This is a genomic window from Streptococcus infantis, from assembly GCF_047463275.1.
In the GTDB taxonomy this organism is placed as follows: Bacteria; Bacillota; Bacilli; order Lactobacillales; family Streptococcaceae; genus Streptococcus; species Streptococcus infantis_AF.
Genome location: NZ_JASHEE010000001.1, coordinates 112,709 through 130,977, shown reverse-complemented (window position 1 = coordinate 130,977; position 18,269 = coordinate 112,709). Strand labels below are relative to the sequence as shown.

The 18,269-nt window shown below is 39.9% G+C and carries 17 protein-coding genes; 9 read left to right on the top strand and 8 right to left on the bottom strand.

Translation table 11 applies throughout. The features are described 5' to 3' along the window. The first annotated feature begins 66 nt into the window (after positions 1-66). The 3 genes from QM923_RS00700 (at position 67) to thrS (ending at position 3,135) form a co-directional block, all read left to right on the top strand. Positions 67-441, top strand: a complete 375-nt coding sequence (locus tag QM923_RS00700; protein WP_049494931.1) for a hypothetical protein — start codon at positions 67-69, stop codon at positions 439-441. Positions 442-762: 321 nt separating this feature from the next. Next, complete coding sequence (locus QM923_RS00695) at positions 763-1,161, top strand: hypothetical protein (RefSeq protein WP_414290497.1); 399 nt, start codon at positions 763-765, stop codon at positions 1,159-1,161. A gap of 30 nt (positions 1,162-1,191) precedes the next feature. Beyond that, positions 1,192-3,135 (top strand): threonine--tRNA ligase, encoded by a 1,944-nt coding sequence (gene thrS / locus QM923_RS00690; RefSeq protein WP_414290496.1) that lies wholly within the window; start codon positions 1,192-1,194, stop codon positions 3,133-3,135. Between the two features lie 211 nt (positions 3,136-3,346). Here the strand turns inward: thrS and QM923_RS00685 are convergent, their stop codons facing one another. The 6 genes from QM923_RS00685 to QM923_RS00660 form a co-directional block, all read right to left on the bottom strand. Next, positions 3,347-4,396, bottom strand: coding sequence for a DUF389 domain-containing protein (locus tag QM923_RS00685; protein ID WP_247925905.1), 1,050 nt, complete (start codon positions 4,394-4,396; stop codon positions 3,347-3,349). Then, positions 4,393-4,716, bottom strand: a complete 324-nt coding sequence (locus QM923_RS00680) for a potassium channel family protein (protein WP_001253404.1) — start codon at positions 4,714-4,716, stop codon at positions 4,393-4,395. Before QM923_RS00680 ends, QM923_RS00685 begins: the two co-directional genes overlap by 4 nt. Before the next feature lie 631 nt (positions 4,717-5,347). Further along, entirely contained in the window at positions 5,348-7,339 is a 1,992-nt protein-coding gene (locus QM923_RS00675) for an ABC transporter permease (protein ID WP_414290495.1), read from the bottom strand. A gap of 1 nt (position 7,340) precedes the next feature. Continuing rightward, the gene (locus QM923_RS00670; RefSeq protein ID WP_006152604.1) at positions 7,341-8,099 is read right to left on the bottom strand and encodes an ABC transporter ATP-binding protein; all 759 of its coding nucleotides are present in this window, start codon (positions 8,097-8,099) and stop codon (positions 7,341-7,343) included. Between the two features lie 433 nt (positions 8,100-8,532). Continuing rightward, complete coding sequence (locus QM923_RS00665) at positions 8,533-9,507, bottom strand: sensor histidine kinase (protein WP_195183968.1); 975 nt, start codon at positions 9,505-9,507, stop codon at positions 8,533-8,535. Beyond that, positions 9,500-10,177, bottom strand: coding sequence for a response regulator transcription factor (locus tag QM923_RS00660; RefSeq protein ID WP_000548968.1), 678 nt, complete (start codon positions 10,175-10,177; stop codon positions 9,500-9,502). The genes QM923_RS00665 and QM923_RS00660 overlap by 8 nt, the downstream gene beginning before the upstream one ends. Before the next feature lie 95 nt (positions 10,178-10,272). Here QM923_RS00660 and QM923_RS00655 point away from each other — a divergent pair, with 95 nt between their 5' ends. Both QM923_RS00655 and QM923_RS00650 read left to right on the top strand, forming a co-directional pair. Further along, positions 10,273-11,349 carry a DUF2974 domain-containing protein gene (locus QM923_RS00655; protein ID WP_414290494.1) on the top strand — a complete coding sequence of 359 codons (1,077 nt, stop codon included), beginning with the start codon at positions 10,273-10,275 and terminating at the stop codon, positions 11,347-11,349. 105 nt (positions 11,350-11,454) lie between these two features. Further along, positions 11,455-12,084 carry an MBL fold metallo-hydrolase gene (locus tag QM923_RS00650; protein WP_414290493.1) on the top strand — a complete coding sequence of 210 codons (630 nt, stop codon included), beginning with the start codon at positions 11,455-11,457 and terminating at the stop codon, positions 12,082-12,084. A gap of 104 nt (positions 12,085-12,188) precedes the next feature. On the opposite strand, the gene QM923_RS00645 is transcribed toward QM923_RS00650, so the two are convergent. Then, a complete protein-coding gene (locus tag QM923_RS00645; protein WP_414290492.1) occupies positions 12,189-12,953 on the bottom strand; it encodes a hypothetical protein in 765 nt (254 codons plus the stop codon). A gap of 88 nt (positions 12,954-13,041) precedes the next feature. Then, positions 13,042-14,934: a M13 family metallopeptidase gene (locus QM923_RS00640; RefSeq protein WP_414290491.1), complete on the bottom strand. Its 1,893-nt coding sequence runs from the start codon at positions 14,932-14,934 to the stop codon at positions 13,042-13,044. A 180-nt stretch (positions 14,935-15,114) separates the two neighbouring features. Between QM923_RS00640 and QM923_RS00635 the strand changes: the two genes are divergently transcribed. The 4 genes from QM923_RS00635 to tpx all read left to right on the top strand — a co-directional run bounded on the left by QM923_RS00635 (position 15,115) and on the right by tpx (position 18,256). Then, positions 15,115-15,837 (top strand): metal ABC transporter ATP-binding protein, encoded by a 723-nt coding sequence (locus QM923_RS00635; RefSeq protein ID WP_006152594.1) that lies wholly within the window; start codon positions 15,115-15,117, stop codon positions 15,835-15,837. Further along, positions 15,834-16,682 (top strand): metal ABC transporter permease subunit, encoded by an 849-nt coding sequence (locus QM923_RS00630; RefSeq protein ID WP_414290490.1) that lies wholly within the window; start codon positions 15,834-15,836, stop codon positions 16,680-16,682. Before QM923_RS00635 ends, QM923_RS00630 begins: the two co-directional genes overlap by 4 nt. 27 nt (positions 16,683-16,709) lie before the next feature. Next, positions 16,710-17,642, top strand: a complete 933-nt coding sequence (locus tag QM923_RS00625) for a metal ABC transporter substrate-binding lipoprotein (protein WP_414290489.1) — start codon at positions 16,710-16,712, stop codon at positions 17,640-17,642. A 119-nt stretch (positions 17,643-17,761) separates the two neighbouring features. After that, entirely contained in the window at positions 17,762-18,256 is a 495-nt protein-coding gene (gene tpx / locus QM923_RS00620) for a thiol peroxidase (protein WP_000206542.1), read from the top strand. Positions 18,257-18,269 lie beyond the last annotated feature (13 nt).

The following is an 18,269-nucleotide window of genomic DNA, read 5'->3' as shown; positions in this document are numbered from 1 at the left end:
CAAAAGTGCTATAATAGTTATAGGAAGGATATCTAAGTTGACATCTTGAAAAGAGAGGTGATTACCATGCGTAAATTCTCGCAATATCTCCCCTACTATCTGGTCATATTTTTCTTTTATTGGCCACTTTATGAGCTGTTATTATGGACTATTACTAAAAACTATATCTTGAAAGAGCTCACCATCGGCAACGTTATTATCTTCTCTCCACTAGTGACTTTCATAGTATCACTATTCTACTCTTATCGTTTCAAGTTTTCAGTTTGGTGGTTAATTGGAGTTGGCTTGGTCTTTTGCTTTACTATCATTACTTTCGGAGAATTTATCCTTCTCTACTTCCTAGCCTATGAAATCTTTGCCCTCGCGGGTATGGCTGTCGGTGTAGCTATTAAGAATCTAGTGCAAAAACTGAAAAGGAAAAAACTTTCACAAAATCCTTGAAAAATCTCACAATCATGCTATAATAATGCATAGAGACAAGTCACTTAGAACCTTTCTACCAGAGAGTGCGTGGTTGCTGAGAACGCATAGGAAGCCTAAACTGATACTACTCTACTGACTTTTATGCAAACATAAAACGGTGGCCACGTTAGAGCCAATCAGAGGTGTCCCTCTTTTTTGAGGAACATAAATGAAGGTGGAACCACGTTGCGACGTCCTTTTTAGGATGTCGCTTTTTGTTTTGTTATTTTTGGATGGCGAGGGAGGACTTTTCCTTTGCTATAATTTTATAAAAAATAAAATGAAATAAAGGAGATCTATATGGGATTCAAATTTGAAGAAATTAAGGCTTATTTAATAAAACATGGCCTAGATTCTAACATAGCTGAGTCACTGCATGCGATTTATGGAACTCAGCGCTTGGGAGGCACTGCAAATGCCTACTTTTTAATTGTTTTTACCGAGACAGGAATCTACATCATTTCTATTACCCCTATGGGGAAATTAGGAGACATTGTAGGAGAATTTTCAGCAGAAGATATCCAAGCATATCAATTTAAGAAGCGCCTGTTTATAGGATATAAACTTAAATTTTCGATGAATGATAAACAGAGTTTTGAATTTAATGTTAATAAGATAATGATTGGCGCAGGCTGGCATAAAACTGAGCTACAAAAAATCCTAGAAACAAACTATTACAATAAAAGAATAGATTCTTAAAATATTTGAATAATTGATAAGGAGAAAACCATGATCAAAATTACTTTCCCAGATGGCGCTGTTCGTGAATTCGAATCTGGCGTTACAACTTTTGAAATTGCTCAATCCATCAGCAATTCTCTAGCTAAAAAAGCTCTTGCTGGTAAATTCAACGGCAAACTCATCGACACTACTCGTGCGATCACTGAAGATGGAAGCATCGAAATCGTGACACCAGATCACGAAGATGCTCTTGACATCTTGCGTCACTCAGCAGCCCACTTGTTTGCACAAGCCGCTCGTCGCCTTTTCCCAGATATTCACTTGGGTGTTGGTCCAGCTATCGAAGATGGTTTCTACTACGATACAGACAACCAAGCAGGTCAAATCTCTAACGAAGATCTTCCTCGTATCGAAGAAGAAATGCAAAAAATCGTTAAAGAAAACTTCCCATCTATTCGTGAAGAAGTGACAAAAGATGAAGCCCGTGAAATCTTCAAAAACGACCCATATAAATTGGAGTTGATCGAAGAGCACTCAGAAGACGAGGGTGGCTTGACCATCTACCGTCAAGGTGAGTATGTAGACCTCTGCCGTGGACCACACGTCCCATCAACAGGCCGCATCCAAATCTTCCACCTTCTCCATGTAGCTGGTGCTTACTGGCGCGGAAATAGTGACAATGCGATGATGCAACGGATCTACGGTACAGCTTGGTTCGACAAGAAAGACTTGAAAAACTACCTTCAAATGCGTGAAGAAGCCAAAGAACGTGACCACCGTAAACTTGGTAAAGAGCTTGATCTCTTCATGATTTCTCAAGAAGTTGGTCAAGGTCTACCATTCTGGTTGCCAAATGGTGCGACAATCCGTCGTGAGTTAGAACGCTACATCGTCGATAAAGAGTTGGCTTCTGGCTATCAACACGTTTACACTCCACCACTTGCTTCTGTAGAGCTTTACAAGACTTCTGGTCACTGGGATCATTACCAAGAAGACATGTTCCCAACTATGGATATGGGAGATGGGGAAGAATTCGTCCTTCGTCCAATGAACTGTCCACACCACATCCAAGTCTTTAAACACCATGTTCACTCATACCGTGAATTGCCAATCCGTATCGCTGAAATCGGGATGATGCACCGCTATGAAAAATCTGGTGCCTTGACAGGTCTTCAACGTGTACGCGAAATGTCTCTCAACGACGGTCACCTCTTTGTTACTCCAGAACAAATCCAAGAAGAATTCCAACGTGCTCTTCAATTGATTATCGATGTTTATGAAGATTTCAACTTGAATGAATACCGTTTCCGCCTCTCTCTTCGTGACCCTCAAGATACTCACAAGTACTTTGATAACGATGAAATGTGGGAAAATGCCCAAACCATGCTTCGTGCTGCCCTTGATGAGATGGGTGTTGACTACTTTGAAGCTGAAGGTGAAGCAGCCTTCTACGGACCAAAATTGGATATCCAGGTTAAGACTGCCCTTGGAAAAGAAGAAACCCTCTCTACGATTCAGCTTGACTTCTTGCTTCCAGAACGCTTCGACCTTAAATACATCGGAGCTGATGGTGAAGAACACCGTCCAGTTATGATTCACCGTGGTGTTATCTCAACCATGGAACGCTTTACAGCTATCTTGATTGAAAACTACAAAGGTGCCTTCCCAACATGGCTGGCACCACACCAAGTAACCCTCATCCCAGTTTCTAACGAGAAACATGTAGACTACGCTTGGGAAGTAGCTAAGAAGCTCCGTGACCGTGGTGTCCGTGCTGATGTGGATGAACGCAACGAAAAAATGCAATTCAAGATCCGTGCTTCACAAACTAGCAAGATTCCTTACCAATTGATTGTTGGTGACAAGGAAATGGAAGATAGAACTGTCAACGTTCGTCGCTATGGACAAAAAGAAACAAACACTGTGTCAGTAGATGAGTTTGTAGCAGCTATCCTAGCTGATATCGCCAACAAATCTCGTGTTGAGAAATAAAACGATCACAGTCTGAGAAATATTTTTCAGTAAGAAAAAGCAACAACTGAAATAGTTGTTGCTTTTTATATTTTATTTAACCTGAGTTAGTAGTGATTGATCAAACCACCACAAATAGTATCCTCATCAACAATCCTTTCTATCCATTAACTTTTGGATATAGGATATCCTCCCAAGATTTGCTTCCATGAGTTAGATAAGTTGAATATCCTCAGTCCTTGTCTGCCTCAATTTCTTTTACGATGTCATCTTGTGAATCTTTTTCAGAGAGTTTTTGATCGATATACTTGTCAATGTTTTCATAAAATTCCTTGGTCGCTTCACTATCTAATGTTGGCGAGTTCTGAACTTGATTCACTTTCAATTGAACAGATTGAATACCGTAAGAGGCTTGTTTTTGGTGGAGTGTTTCTAATTCTTCTTCTGAAATCGGATCTCCAACAACCGTCAAGACCAATTCATTGTTACTTGACTTGTAGACTTGATTAATAACCGTATAATTGGCGAACTCTTTTCCTACAAACTGTTTGATCCCTTCTTTGCGCGCTTGTTCTATTGTCAGAGTAACTGCCGAATAGCTAGCTGGAAGAATCAACAATACAATCAAAGAAATCAAGCCAATTCTCATTTTAATGCTCAGCTCTTTAAATGAAGTTAAAGGAGATTTTCTCATCAAAATTCTTGTTCCAACAATGTTGGCTAGCATGATAAAGACACAGTTGATCAAGAAAAGATAGAGAGCCCCCAATAAAAATCGTACATTCCCATTAGCTAAACCATAGCCAGCAGTACAGATAGGCGGCATCAAAGCTGTAGCAATGGCTACTCCTGGCACGATATTGTTTGCTTCTTTTTTCCTTGAACCGATCACACCAGCAATCCCACCAGCAATAGCAATGAGAACATCCCAAATGGTTGGAGAGGTTCGTGCGATCAACTCGCTACTTGCATAAGACAAGGGAGAAATCCAGAAATACAGAGTCGAGACAAGCAAACTGACCAACACTTGAGTCAATAAAACCTCTAGAGATTGCTTGATTAAACGCGTATCAAAAATAGCTAAACCGAATCCCAGTCCAACAATCGGTGTCATGAGAGGTGAAATTAACATGGCTCCAATAATAACAGCTGTTGAATTCATATTTAGACCGATAGAGGCAATAAAAATTGCACACATCAAAATCGCTGTATCTCTCAATCGAACATGAAGGTCATCGTATAATTTCTCACGGTATTCCCGTGTTGAATAATTGGCAGTCATTTGTCCTCTCCTCTTTCCTTATTTAAATCGGTATAATAATTAATAATAACAGCTGATAAACAGCCAAAAAATATGAGCCCATAAATCGTCAAGAAGACACTGGTAATCCTTCCAATCAAGGTCACAGCTAGGAGATCCCCGTAGCCGACAGTCGTCGAAGTCACAAAAGCATACCAAAGACCGTCTCCGTAATTTGTGATAGCAGGTTCAACTAGGAAAAGCACGCCTCCTGACCCAAAAACAAAGGTCACAAAACTCAGAGCAAACCGAGTAAAACCCGTAACCTGTATAATATGCCATAACATTTTTAAACGTCTCATTTGTTCTCCTTATTCATACTAGCTCCTGACCGAGCCGTTTTTTCCAATAATCAAAGTGAAGATAGGACATGATCTCCATCAGAGAAAGATAGACAAACTGATAGATCTGATTTAAGCTGATTATCAACTGATATTGTTTGAAAAATGACTGGAAGAAAGACCAGATATGACTGTCTTGAATCAGTCCCTTCTTAACATTATATCAAAAATTTTACAGTCTTTCTCTGAAGAAATCAATTAATTTAAAAGATAGAGAAAGGAAGAAATTTTTGTATCCTTATCCGAAGAAGAAAAACGATATCTCCTCTGAAAGTAGATACCGTTTTAATGTTTAAACATGATGAGTTTGTAGCAGCAATTCTAGCTGATATCGCCAACAAATCACGTGTTGAGAAATAAGAGATAAAACCTGGGACAAAATCCCAGCTACTAAAAAAGAGGCTGGGACAAAAGTCCTAGCCTCTCAATTGTCTTTGGATTGTCGAGCAAGACGCAGTGGTTGAGTGGGCTCTACTACGCTGATTTCATCAGATTTTACAGTCCTACTCAACTGTGCGGAGGTGGGACAACGAAATCGAATTCTAACGAATTAACGATTTCTGTCCCACTCTCTTTTTTGATGTTTCTGTTTTTACATTTGAACAATTCTACGATAGCTTCTTGAAGTAATCATAAAGATAAGTACGTAGATGAGGGCAAAGATACCACAGATAGAAAGTGTTACACTTAACATCATAGCGGTATCCACTACGCCAATGACCTTAAGAATCAAACTTAACATATGATAGGCAAATGCTAGATGAAGGAAGGCGAAGACTACAGGGAGGAAGAAAACAGTCAAGACCTGCTTGTTAATGGTTTGCTTGATTTGTTTTTGATCCAAGCCAACTTTTTGCAAAATCACAAAGCGTTCACGGTCTTCATAACCTTCTGAGATTTGTTTATAGTAGATAACGAGTACAGTTCCAATCATAAAGATGATAGAGAGGAAAATACCGATAAAGAGAATTCCACCAAAGAGAGCGTTCATTTCAGCAATTGCATCAGTTTTAGTAGTTCCATTATAAACCATAGCATCTTCACTCTTGAGATTATGACTAAAATTGTTCACATACGCATCAAAATCATCAGTTAGCTTTAACTGTTCCTCTTGACTAGCAGTTACATCCATACCACCGTAGAACTGAGTGTAGACAGCGGAATCTTGGTACTGTTCCAAAAAGTTTTGAAGATTTGGTACAACTAGATAGTTATAATCCGATACCAAGAGAACATATTGATTTGAAACATGATTCATAGCAAAATCTTGCTGGATTTCTTGCTTGATCGTATAGTCCTGATTGTTCAGACTAAATGCTTTTTGACCTTTAAGTTGATCATTTCGTGCCCAAAGTCCTACTTCATTACCAGTAAGGTTTAGCTTTTGTCCAGTCATTTTTTCATAATCTTTTTGATCAAAAACCAGGAAGACTGTCTTAGGCATGACATTGTTTTGCCCTTTTTCAAAGGTGGTTAATTTAGTCCCGTCTTGACTCGAAAGACCGAAACTTGCATAATTGAGGACGTCCTTATTGCTGATGGTTAGGTTCTTTTCGCTAGCGTATTGAGTCAAAAGCTTATCTAAATCTTCAACTTCTACATGTTGTCCCTTAACATCAAAATCGTGAGGATACATGAGTTTTTTCATATTCTCAGATCCGTTATAGATACTAGTAGCTGCTGACATAGTAACCAAAACCATGGTTGAAAGGATGGCAATGGTTGCTAATCCGACAGCATTTTTCTTCATACGAAAGATAAGGTTAGAAACAGAGATGAGGTTATTTGGTTGGTAGTAATATCTCTTGTTTTTCTTGAGCAACTGCAAGAAAACTGTAATACCTGCATTGAATAGGAGGTAGGTTGCAAAAATGACCAACATAACGGCTATGAAGAAAGTTAAGACTGCTGAAACTGGATCTTTTACGCTTTGTGCTAGGTAGTAGCCACCACCTAGAGTAATTAGTCCTACAAGTGTCTGAAGAACTAGGAAACGCCCCTTCTTCTCACCCTTCGCTTTTTCTCTAGAAAGCTGGAGAGCATCCATACGGATAATGCGTACAGAGTTCAGGAAAACGATGACTAAAAAGATAAAACCGAATACCAGAAGGATTGAAAGCACTACAGACCATTGGAAAGTTGCAACTAACTCTACCTTCATCTTTGCAAGTTTTAGTAGTAAAGCGAAAATCAGATTATCAAAGAGGGCACCAATTCCAATCCCAGCAGTGACTGTTACTAGCCCAAATATCAAGAGTTCCTTAAAGGTCATACCAATCAAGTGGCGTTTTTCTAAGCCCAGCATGCCATATACACCCAGTTCTTTGGAGCGATTTTTCATGACAAAACTGTTGGCATAAAGAACGATAATGGCAGATGCAAGTGTCACAACGACAAGCCCTAGTTGTAGGGTAAATTGTATAGCAGATGCACCACGTAAATCCACAATTTTAGGATTAAAGGCTAGGGAGTAAAAGAGATAGCTAATTGTGACTGCCAAAATGACAGACAAAGCAAACGGATAATAGAGTTTGCGGTTTTTGATTAAGTTGGATATGGCCAACTTATTGGTTAATCGAAACATACTAGTTCACCTCACTTGCCATAACAGTCAAGGTGTCAGAGATTTCTTGGAACATCTGACGATCCGTCTTTTCACCACGGTAGATTTGATTATAGAGAATACCGTCCTTGATGAAAAGAACACGTTTTGCACGGCTAGCTGCTGCTGTTGAGTGGGTCACCATGAGAATGGTTTGCCCTTGCTCGTTAATCTGATCAAAGATATCAAGGAGGGCTGCAGACGATTTAGAGTCTAGAGCACCTGTTGGCTCGTCCGCAAGAAGAATTTCTGGTTCTGTGATGATAGCCCGTGCAACTGCTACCCTTTGTTTTTGCCCTCCAGAGATTTCATAAGGGTACTTCTCCTGCAATTGATTGATGCCAAGATTTTCAGCCGTTACGACCAATTTTTTCATCATTTCTGTAATAGGCTTTCTAGACAATACCAAAGGGAGTAAGATATTGTCTTTAACAGAAAGCGTATCTAACAAATTGAAGTCTTGGAAGACAAAGCCTAACTTTTCACGACGGAAGCTTGATGCTTCAGAATTTTTAATGGTAGCTGTGTCAGTTCCATTTAGGAAGACCTGCCCACGCGTTGGCTTGTCAAGCATAGCAAGAATATTCAGTAGAGTAGATTTACCAGATCCAGACTCACCCATGATAGCAACATAATCGCCTTTTTCTACAGTAAAGTGAATATCTTTCAGGGCTTCTACTTGGTTGCCTTGAAAGCGAGTTTTATAAATCTTTTGAACGTGTTTTACATCTAATAGTGTCATTTTAACTTCTCCTTTTTAATATCCCATTAATTGAAACTGAGCTTGCATCATTTCGATGCCGATTTGAACTCGCTCGATATCCTTTGGACTCGGCTTACTTGTATGTTTCTTTTGTAAAATTGTTTTCATGGTTCCTCTCCTTTTTCTTTATGCTCTAAGTTTACTCCAAAAAAAGAGGACTTGCCATAACATAACCTTACAAAAGAGGCCTTTAATCTTACATTTTTGTAAGATTAAACTATTTTATACTCAATGAAAATCAAAGAGCAAACTAGGAAGCTAGCCGCAGGCTGTACTTGAGTACGGCAAGGCGAAGCTGACGTGGTTTGAATTTGATTTTCGAAGAGTATTATCTAATTGGAGCCTTTTTCTCACCATATCAAGGTCTAAAGAAGAGCTTGAAAGGTTTCTTCCAAGCTCTTCACAATTCTTTTCATTCAATCAGTAAATTCACTTCAGAGAACTTAATCCTCACAGTTGTTCCTTGCCCAAGTTCGGATTCTATTTGAATCTGATGTCCTAATTCTTGGCTGATTTTCTGGGTTAGATAAAGCCCAAGTCCAGATGACTGCTGGGTCATTCGACCATTATATCCTGAAAAACCACGTTCAAAGACTCGCAACCGATCACTGTTTTTTATACCAATCCCAGTATCTTTGATGCAAAGGTCTGAACCTTCCATGTAGATTTCAACCCCACCTTCATTTGTGTACTTGAGACTATTTGATAGGATTTGTTCAATGACTACCAACAGCCATTTTTTATCCGTCACAATCCTTCTATCCAAGTCATGCAGATCGACACTTAGACCTTTCTGGATAAAGAAAATGGCATATTTGCGAATGACTTCCTTGACCAGATCTTCTATATTTTCTTTCTTCAACACCAAATCATCATGGAAACTTTCTAAGCGCAGATATTGGAGAACGAGGTTGGTATATGAATCAATCTTAAAAATTTCCTGTTCCAACTGTTGCTTCAGTTGACGATCCGCCACCTCGCTCACTAGGAGTTTACTGGCCGCAATCGGTGTCTTTATCTGATGAACCCAGAGAGTATAGTAGTCCACTAAATCATTGTAGCGGTTTTCAGCATCTGATTTCTTTTGGTAGAGCTCAGCTTCGCTTTTTTCTAATTTTTCAGTTAGAAGGACTTCCATTGGTGACTTAGCTTCTCTTTCGCCATAGAGCAATTCCTTACGATAACGTTGCAATTCCACCCAAAAATCCCATATCAAGAATATAAAGGAAAAAACTGATGATAGAAGGAAAAAATAGTTAAAGTAAGGTCCTTGACTAACAAATAGGACATCAAAAAGAAAGATGAGACCCGTCAATAACAAAATAAAAGCGAAAAAACGACTACGCGAACGGATATAAGCTAGAAAAAAACTTTTAAGTTCAAGCATGTTTCAATCCATACCCTATCCCTTTCTTGGTTTCAATAAAACCAATCAAACCTTCTTCCTCCAGTTTCTTGCGCAAACGAGCGACATTAACAGATAAGGTATTGTCATCGATAAAAAAGTCACTGTTCCAGAGTTCCCGCATCAAATCATCACGCGCTACGATATTTCCTGCATGCTCAAATAAAACTCGCAAAATCTGAAATTCATTCTTGGTTAGGCTGATAGCTTTGCCATTGACATGCACATCCATAGACTTGGTATTGAGAATAACTCCAGCATACTCTAGGAGACTTTCATCCCTTCCAAATTCATAAGAGCGGCGCAATAATCCTTGTACCTTAGCTAAAAGGACCTGCTGGTCAAAAGGCTTGGTCACAAAATCGTCAGCTCCCATATTAATAGCCATCACGATGTCCATAGCCTGGTCTCTTGAAGACAGAAACATAATAGGAACTTTGGAAATCTTGCGAATTTCCTGACACCAATGATAACCATTAAAGAGAGGCAAGCCGATATCCATGAGAACCAGATGAGGCTCAGACTGAACAAATAACGTCAGAACTTCCATAAAGTCTTCAACCATGACTACTTCAAAACCCCATTCGGAGAGCATTTTCCCAACTTGCTGACGGATTACTGGATCATCTTCTACTAGTAAAATCTTATGCATCTGCTCCTCCTTTTTTTATATTATAGCAAAATTCTTCTGACTACTAGCGAAATTGATGTAAATCTGATATGATAAAAGTTAAGAAAGGAATTCTCATGGCTAATATTTTTGACTATCTAACTGATGTTCAATACGATTCTTTTTATGATCTTCCCTTAAATGAACTGGATGTACTTGCTTTGACAGAGCTGACCTATCTTTCTTTTGATAATCTATTGGACCAGCCTGTCAATCGTTTAAGCGATGTCGCAACTCGCGTCCCTCGAGAAAGCACCATGTTGACCAATAAAGAACGTCTGCAACTTTTAGACCAGCTTGCCCAACACAAACGTTTTAAAAATAGTAAACTTTCTAATTTTGTCAACGAGGTCGACACAGAACTTCAAAAGCAGTTCGCTGCTATGACCTATCGTCTTAATTTAGATACTTATCTGATTGTCTTTCGTGGCACAGACGATAGTATTATTGGTTGGAAAGAAGATTTCCATATGACCTACATGAAGGAAATCCCTGCCCAAAGGCACGCTCTTGAATACCTAGAGGATTTCTTTACCCAACATCCAAAACAAAAAGTACTTCTTGCTGGGCATTCTAAAGGTGGTAATCTAGCCGTCTATGCTGCAAGTCAAATCCAGCCTGAATTGCAGGAAAAGATATCAGCAGTTTATACCTACGATGCTCCTGGTTTGCAGGCTCATCTGACAGAAACGACTGGTTATCAAGATGTTATCCCTAAAATTCACCGTTATGTCCCACAAGGTTCTGTCATCGGGATGATGCTGGAAATCCCTGATAAGAAAATCGTCGTTCGAAGCACTGCTTTAGGCGGTCTTGCCCAGCATGACACCTTTAGTTGGCAGGTTGAAGACAAACACTTTGTCCAACTAGAGGAAATTAGTAGCGAAAGTCTCCAAATCAAAGACACTCTTAAAGAATGGGTGGACAGTGTGCCCGATGAAGAACTAGAGCTCTACTTTGATCTCTTTTTCGGAACCATCCTAGAATCTGGAATCACTTCCATCAATGATTTATCTTCTAGAAATGCTATCGACCATGTTCGACAACTTGTTTCTCAAGCCCAGACACTGGAGCCCGAGCAAGTCGAAATCTTAAAAAACCTGACACAACTCCTACTGGATGCACGCTTCCAAGCCTGGAAAAATCATTTTTAATGTCTAAAAAAGTCCCTTCTTTTATGGAGGGACTTTCTTGTTGATTCCTTATTTTGTGCTTCTGTGTTATACTAGAAACTGTAAATCTATGAAAGAGGAAATCCTATGAAAATCCATAAAACTGTGAATCCTGTTGCCTATGAAAATACTTATTATCTTGAAGGGGAGCAACACCTGATTGTAGTCGATCCTGGTAGCCATTGGGAGGCCATTCGCAAGACTATCGAAACCATCAATAAACCGGTCTGTGCCATTCTTCTGACCCACACTCACTACGACCATATTATGAGTCTTGACTTGGTCAGAGATACTTATGGAAATCCTCCAGTCTATGTGGCAGAAAGTGAAGCTAGCTGGCTCTATACTCCTGTTGACAACCTTTCAGGTCTCCCTCGACACGACGATATGGCAGATGTCATCTGCAAACCAGCTGAACACACTTATGTCTTTCATGAAGAATACCAGATTGAAGAATTCCGCTTCACAGTCTTACCAACGCCAGGCCACTCTATCGGTGGAGTTTCATTGGTTTTCCCAGATGGACACTTGGTCTTAACGGGAGATGCCCTTTTCCGAGAAACCATTGGTCGGACAGATTTGCCAACTGGTAGTATGGAACAACTCCTTCATAGTGTCCAAACCCAGCTCTTCACCCTTCCAAACTACGATGTCTATCCAGGGCACGGACCTTCTACGACCATCGCTCACGAAAAAACTTTCAATCCATTTTTCTAAAACATAAAAACCAAGGACAATCATCCTTGGTTTTTGTGTAGCTTCAATTTCTACATCACTACTTGCTCGGTAGAATCAACATTGATTAGAAAAATAATTCAAAACTAATTAGTTGGATTCAATTCTTTCCAGTCAATGTTAGACAAATCAAGCTTTTCAGAAGAAATATCTAAAACTTGCTCTGCTTTTTCATTACCACCGATTTGAATAGTTGCTTCTTTAATCTTCTGTACTCCATTTTTATCAAACGAATATAGAGCCAGGTTCATTTCTGGACGAGTTGACTGCCAGTCTGCATAAGAGACTAGACCATTTTCGTAAATAACAAAGCCTGAGCGAAAACCACCTGCAGAAGCTACATAAGCTGTGTGAAGTAAGTTTGGTTTTTGATTTTCCAAATAATAAATGGCTGAAACAAATTTTTCATCACCAATAAGCAACTCGTCTTGACCATCCTTATTTAAATCAAGAAGGGCATATTTAAAGTCTGGTGCATTTTGATAATCCATTCGAGAAAAAATCAGGCTATATTCTTCTGAAGCAATCTTGTGTTGTTTATTTTCCTGGTATAAATCTTCTCTATTACCTTGCTTTAAAAGGTCTGTAAAGTGATTATAACGTTCAATCACTTCTTTATATACATCTTGTCCAGTTTCCTTCTTATTTTCAGCAGTCGATTGTGACGACTTGGTCGAAGAGTCACTAGTATTCTCAGTCTTTGCTTCTGTTGATGTACTAGACTTATCGTCTTCGGATACAGATGATAGTGCAGACGAAGGTTCTGTATTGCTATTATTTTTATTGAGACCACAAGATGCCAAAACTGAAATCGAAAGAATAGCTGAAAGCATCATTAAAAATTTCTTCATGTTAACCTCGGTAGTATTGTATTATCAGATGGATAAACTTTAAAAAAGAATCATTAATCCCAAGATGATACTTGGTTAAGGACTTACTTTACCAAATAATCACACGGTCTTCTGGTGAACGCCACATTCCGTCCCCTTCTTTGACATCATAGGTTGTAAAGAAGTCATCAAAGTTTGGCACTTGGACGTTAACACGAAGTTTAGCTGGCGCGTGTACGTCGACGCTAGCCATGAGTTTCATCAACTCTGGACGACCTTTCATACGCCAGATACGAGCAAAGTTATGGAAGAACTCTTCAGCTGAGAAATCTGGCTCTCTCTTAGCAGCTTCTAGCGCTGCAGCGATTCCTCCAAGGTCGGCAACGTTCTCTGACACGGTTAGTTTCCCATTGATTTTTGCACCGTAAGATTCTTGGCCATCAAACTGGTCGATAACCTTCTGTGTTTTTTCTTTAAAGGCTGCATAATCGCTCTCAGTCCACCAATCCTTGAGACTTCCATTTTCATCAAAGGAAGCTCCATTAGTATCAAAGGCGTGAGAGATTTCATGGGCGATAACTGCACCAATACCACCATAGTTGGCAGAAGATGACTGATGCAAGTCATAGAATGGTGCCTGTAAGATAGCAGCTGGGAAGACAATCAAGTTCTTTTGTGGATTGTAGTAGGCATTGACCATATGAGCAGGCATTCCCCACTCCTTGTAGTCAACCGGCTGATTCCACTTGCTCCAACTGTGCTTAATTTCCACACGCGCAAAGGCTAGGGCATTCTCAAAGAGGCTAGCAGATTCATCTACAACCTTGTCCTTATAGCGAGCTGGCAGTTCTTCTGGATAACCGATATAAGGCTTGATCACATTGAGTTTAACGATGGCTTTTTCTCGAGTTTCAGGAGTCAGCCAGTCGTTTTTAGCCAAACGTTCCTTATAAACGTCAATCATGGTCGCCACTTTTTTCTCTACGTCCGCCTTGGCTTCTGGAGAGAATTTTTCGTGGGCATACCAAAGGCCCAGGGCTTGTTTGAATGGTCCTTGAGCTAAGTGGTAAGCAGCCTTGCGCTTGTCTTGAGCCTCTGGAACTCCTGAAAGAGCTCGTCCGTAGGCACCTGACAAGATACGAATCTCATCTGTCAAATAGCTCGTTGAAAGATTAACCACACTTAAGATCAAGGTTGCCTTGAGTAAAGGCCAAGCTTCTTCACTATAGAATTGCTCTGCTGCTTGCCAGAAACGTTCTTCATCTACAATGACCTTATCAGGTACTTGACCAAGAACAGCTTGGAAAAAGTCATCTAAAGGTAGGGCAGGTGCAAACTTTTTGAAATCTTCATAAGAATATGGATGGTAAAGTTTGGCATACTCTGAACTCTCTTCGTTTGAAAGTACGACAGCTGAGATACGGCGGTCCAATTCCAATCGTTTCTCTAGCAAATCTTCGATTTCTTCATCTGAGAAGTTATAGGCTTTGAGAAGATTAGAAGTACTTTCTTTCCAAAGGTTCAATAATTCCTCACGCTGAGGATGGTCTTCCGCATAGTAGGTTGTATCAGGCAAGATAGTTCCTGGTGCACTAGCCCAGAGAACATTGGTTCTAGCATCCATAAAGTCTGGTGATACTCCAAATGGAAGGAAGTTTGGTTTACCAGCTAATTCAAATGCTGCTAGTTTACTTGCAAAATCCGCAAAACTTTTCAAATCTTGGTATTCCTTAAGCAAAGGAAGGACTGGTTTGATTCCATCTGCTTCTCGTTTGTCAAAATCTCTGACCATACTATGGTACTTGACAAAGTTTGCTAGGATAGCATCTTCTGGCACATCTTCACCTGCCAACCATTTGTCGGTTGTCGTTAGCATCAACTCTTCAATTTCTTCGTCAAGGTCGATAAAACCACCTGTTCTCGATTTATCTGCTGGAATAACAGCAGTCTTTTCCCACTCACCATTTATGGCATCATAAAAATCATCTTGATAACGTGTCATCTTGTTCTCGCTTTCCTAATTTCACTTATTCTTAGCTTAGCAAAAATCCCTGGGGAATGCAATTAAAAATGCCGTCTCTTACTGATCGATTTCATCATTAATATTTTAAATTTTTACCAAAATTAACTTGACTTAAAAATAAAATTAAGGTATATTAAAATCCAGGAGGAATACAACTGTATGATACGTATCGAAAACCTCAGTGTCTCCTACAAAGAAACGTTGGCACTTAAGGATATTTCACTAGTGCTCCAAGGACCAACGATTACCGGAATTATTGGTCCAAACGGCGCCGGGAAATCAACATTATTAAAAGGTATGCTGGGCATTATCCCACATGAAGGACATGCTTTTATCGAAGATAAAGAAATGAAAAAATCTCTTAAGAAAGTTGCCTATGTCGAGCAAAAAATTCATATCGACTACAACTTCCCTATCAAGGTAAAAGAATGTGTCTCTCTGGGACTCTATCCATCCATTCCACTCTTTCACACTTTAAAAGCAAACCACTGGCAAAAGGTGGCTGAAGCACTAGAAATTGTTGGACTTTCTGACTACGCAGATCGTCAGATTAGTCAACTCTCTGGTGGCCAATTCCAGCGTGTCTTGATTGCCCGTTGTCTAGTTCAAGATGCTGATTATATTCTCTTAGACGAGCCCTTTGTGGGGATTGACTCTGTCAGTGAAGAGATCATCATGAACACGCTGAGAGAACTTAAAAAAGCTGGCAAGACTGTCCTTATCGTTCACCATGACCTCGGCAAGGTTGCCCATTATTTTGACCAGGTACTCCTTCTCAACAAGGAGCTAATTGCCTTTGGTCCAACAAAGGAGACCTTCACCCAAGCCAATCTCAAACAAGCTTATGGTGACCGACTCTTTTTCAATGGAGGTGACCTATGATTGCAGAATTTATAGATGGATTGCAGAACTTCCACTTTCTCCAAAATGCCTTGATTACAGCTGTTGTGATTGGTATTGTTGCTGGAGCGGTCGGATGCTTTATCATTCTCCGTGGTATGTCCCTTATGGGAGATGCTATCTCGCACGCTGTCTTACCTGGTGTAGCTCTTTCTTTTATTTTAGGAATTGACTTCTTTATTGGTGCTATCATCTTTGGACTGCTTGCCTCTGTCATCATCACCTACATCAAGGGGAACTCTATTATCAAGAGTGACACTGCCATTGGGATTACCTTTTCATCTTTATTGGCTCTGGGCATTATCTTGATTAGTGTGGCTAAAAGCTCGACTGACCTCTTCCATATTCTCTTTGGGAATATCTTAGCTGTGCAAGACATAGACATGTATATTACCATCGGTATGGGAGCTCTCATTCTATTGATTATCGGGATTTTCTTCAAGCAACTCTTGATTACATCCTTTGATGAACTCCTAGCCAAAGCTATGGGCATGCCAGTTAATTTCTACCACTATCTACTCATGATACTCTTGACTTTGGTGTCAGTGACTGCCATGCAAAGTGTCGGAACTATCCTTATTGTAGCCATGCTGATTACCCCAGCTGCAACAGCTTATCTCTACGCCAATAGTCTTAAGAGCATGATTTTTCTTTCATCAGGCTTGGGAGCTCTAGCTTCTGTCTTGGGACTTTTTATCGGCTATAGCTTTAACCTAGCTGCAGGGTCAAGTATCGTGCTGACATCTGCCAGTTTCTTTCTCATCAGTTTCTTTATCGCACCAAAACAGCGCTATCTGAAACTGAAAAATAAAAAAATCAAACAATAACGAGGGAATCCCCTCTGGAGGAATCTAATGAAAAAATTAGGTGCATTGCTGGTTCTCTTTCTTTCCGTAATTGCTCTTGTAGCATGCTCTACTGGAAAAAAAGACACGGCCACAAGTGACCAAAAATTAAAGGTCGTAGCTACAAACTCAATTATCGCTGATATTACTAAGAATATCGCTGGAGATAAGATTGATCTTCATAGTATCGTGCCTGTTGGACAAGATCCACACGAGTACGAGCCCCTTCCTGAAGACGTCAAAAAAACGTCACAGGCCGACTTAATCTTTTACAACGGCATCAACCTTGAAACAGGTGGAAATGCCTGGTTTACAAAATTAGTTGAGAATGCCAAGAAAACTGAAAACAAGGACTACTTTGCGGTTAGTGAAGGCGTTGAGGTCATCTACCTAGAAGGGCAAAATGAAAAAGGGAAAGAAGATCCACATGCTTGGCTCAACCTTGAAAACGGGATCATCTATGCTCAAAATATTGCTAAGCAACTCATCGCTAAAGATCCTAACAACAAGGAATTCTACGAAAAGAATCTCAAAGAATACACTGAAAAACTAGACAAGCTTGACAAGGAAGCCAAAGATAAATTTAACGCTATTGATGCTGACAAGAAACTCATCGTAACCAGCGAAGGATGCTTCAAATACTTCTCCAAAGCTTACGGTGTACCAAGTGCCTACATCTGGGAAATTAACACTGAAGAAGAGGGAACACCTGACCAAATCAAGACTTTGGTTGAAAAACTTCGCCAAATGAAAGTTCCATCACTATTTGTTGAGTCCAGTGTAGATGATCGTCCAATGAAGACTGTTTCTAAAGACACAAACATCCCAATCTATGCTCAAATCTTTACTGACTCAATCGCTGAAGAAGGTAAAGAAGGCGACAGCTACTATAACATGATGAAATATAACCTTGACAAGATTTCTGAAGGTTTAGCTAAATAAGTTTTTAAAAACGTCAGTCACCATGAATTGGCGTTTTTTGTCTATTTAAATTTCAGTCAAATTATTGGAAGAGTCTGAACATTTAATGTAAAATGAAAGAAAAAAGATTGGAGTAGCTTATGACTACATTCCTTGGAAACCCTGTTACGTTTACAGGAAAACAACTACAAGTAGGAGACAAAGCACTTGATTTCTCTCTCACAACGACTGACCTCTCTAAAAAAACACTGGCTGACTTTGAAGGCAAGAAAAAGATCTTGAGTGTCATCCCTTCCATCGATACAGGCATCTGCTCGCTTCAGACTCGTCGCTTTAACCAAGAATTGGCTAGCTTAGACAACACTGTTGTCCTAACGGTATCTATGGACCTTCCATTTGCACAAAAACGCTGGTGTGGCGCAGAGGGAATTGAGAATGCCATCATGCTTTCAGACTACTTCGACCACTCCTTTGGACGCGATTATGCCCTCTTAATCAATGAGTGGCATCTGCTTGCACGCGCAGTTTTTGTTCTCGATACCGATAATACCATCCGCTACGTTGAATACGTAGACAATATCAACAGCGAGCCAGACTTTGAAGCCGCTATTGCAGCTGCAAAAGAACTCAACTAAGTCCAGCTCTTGT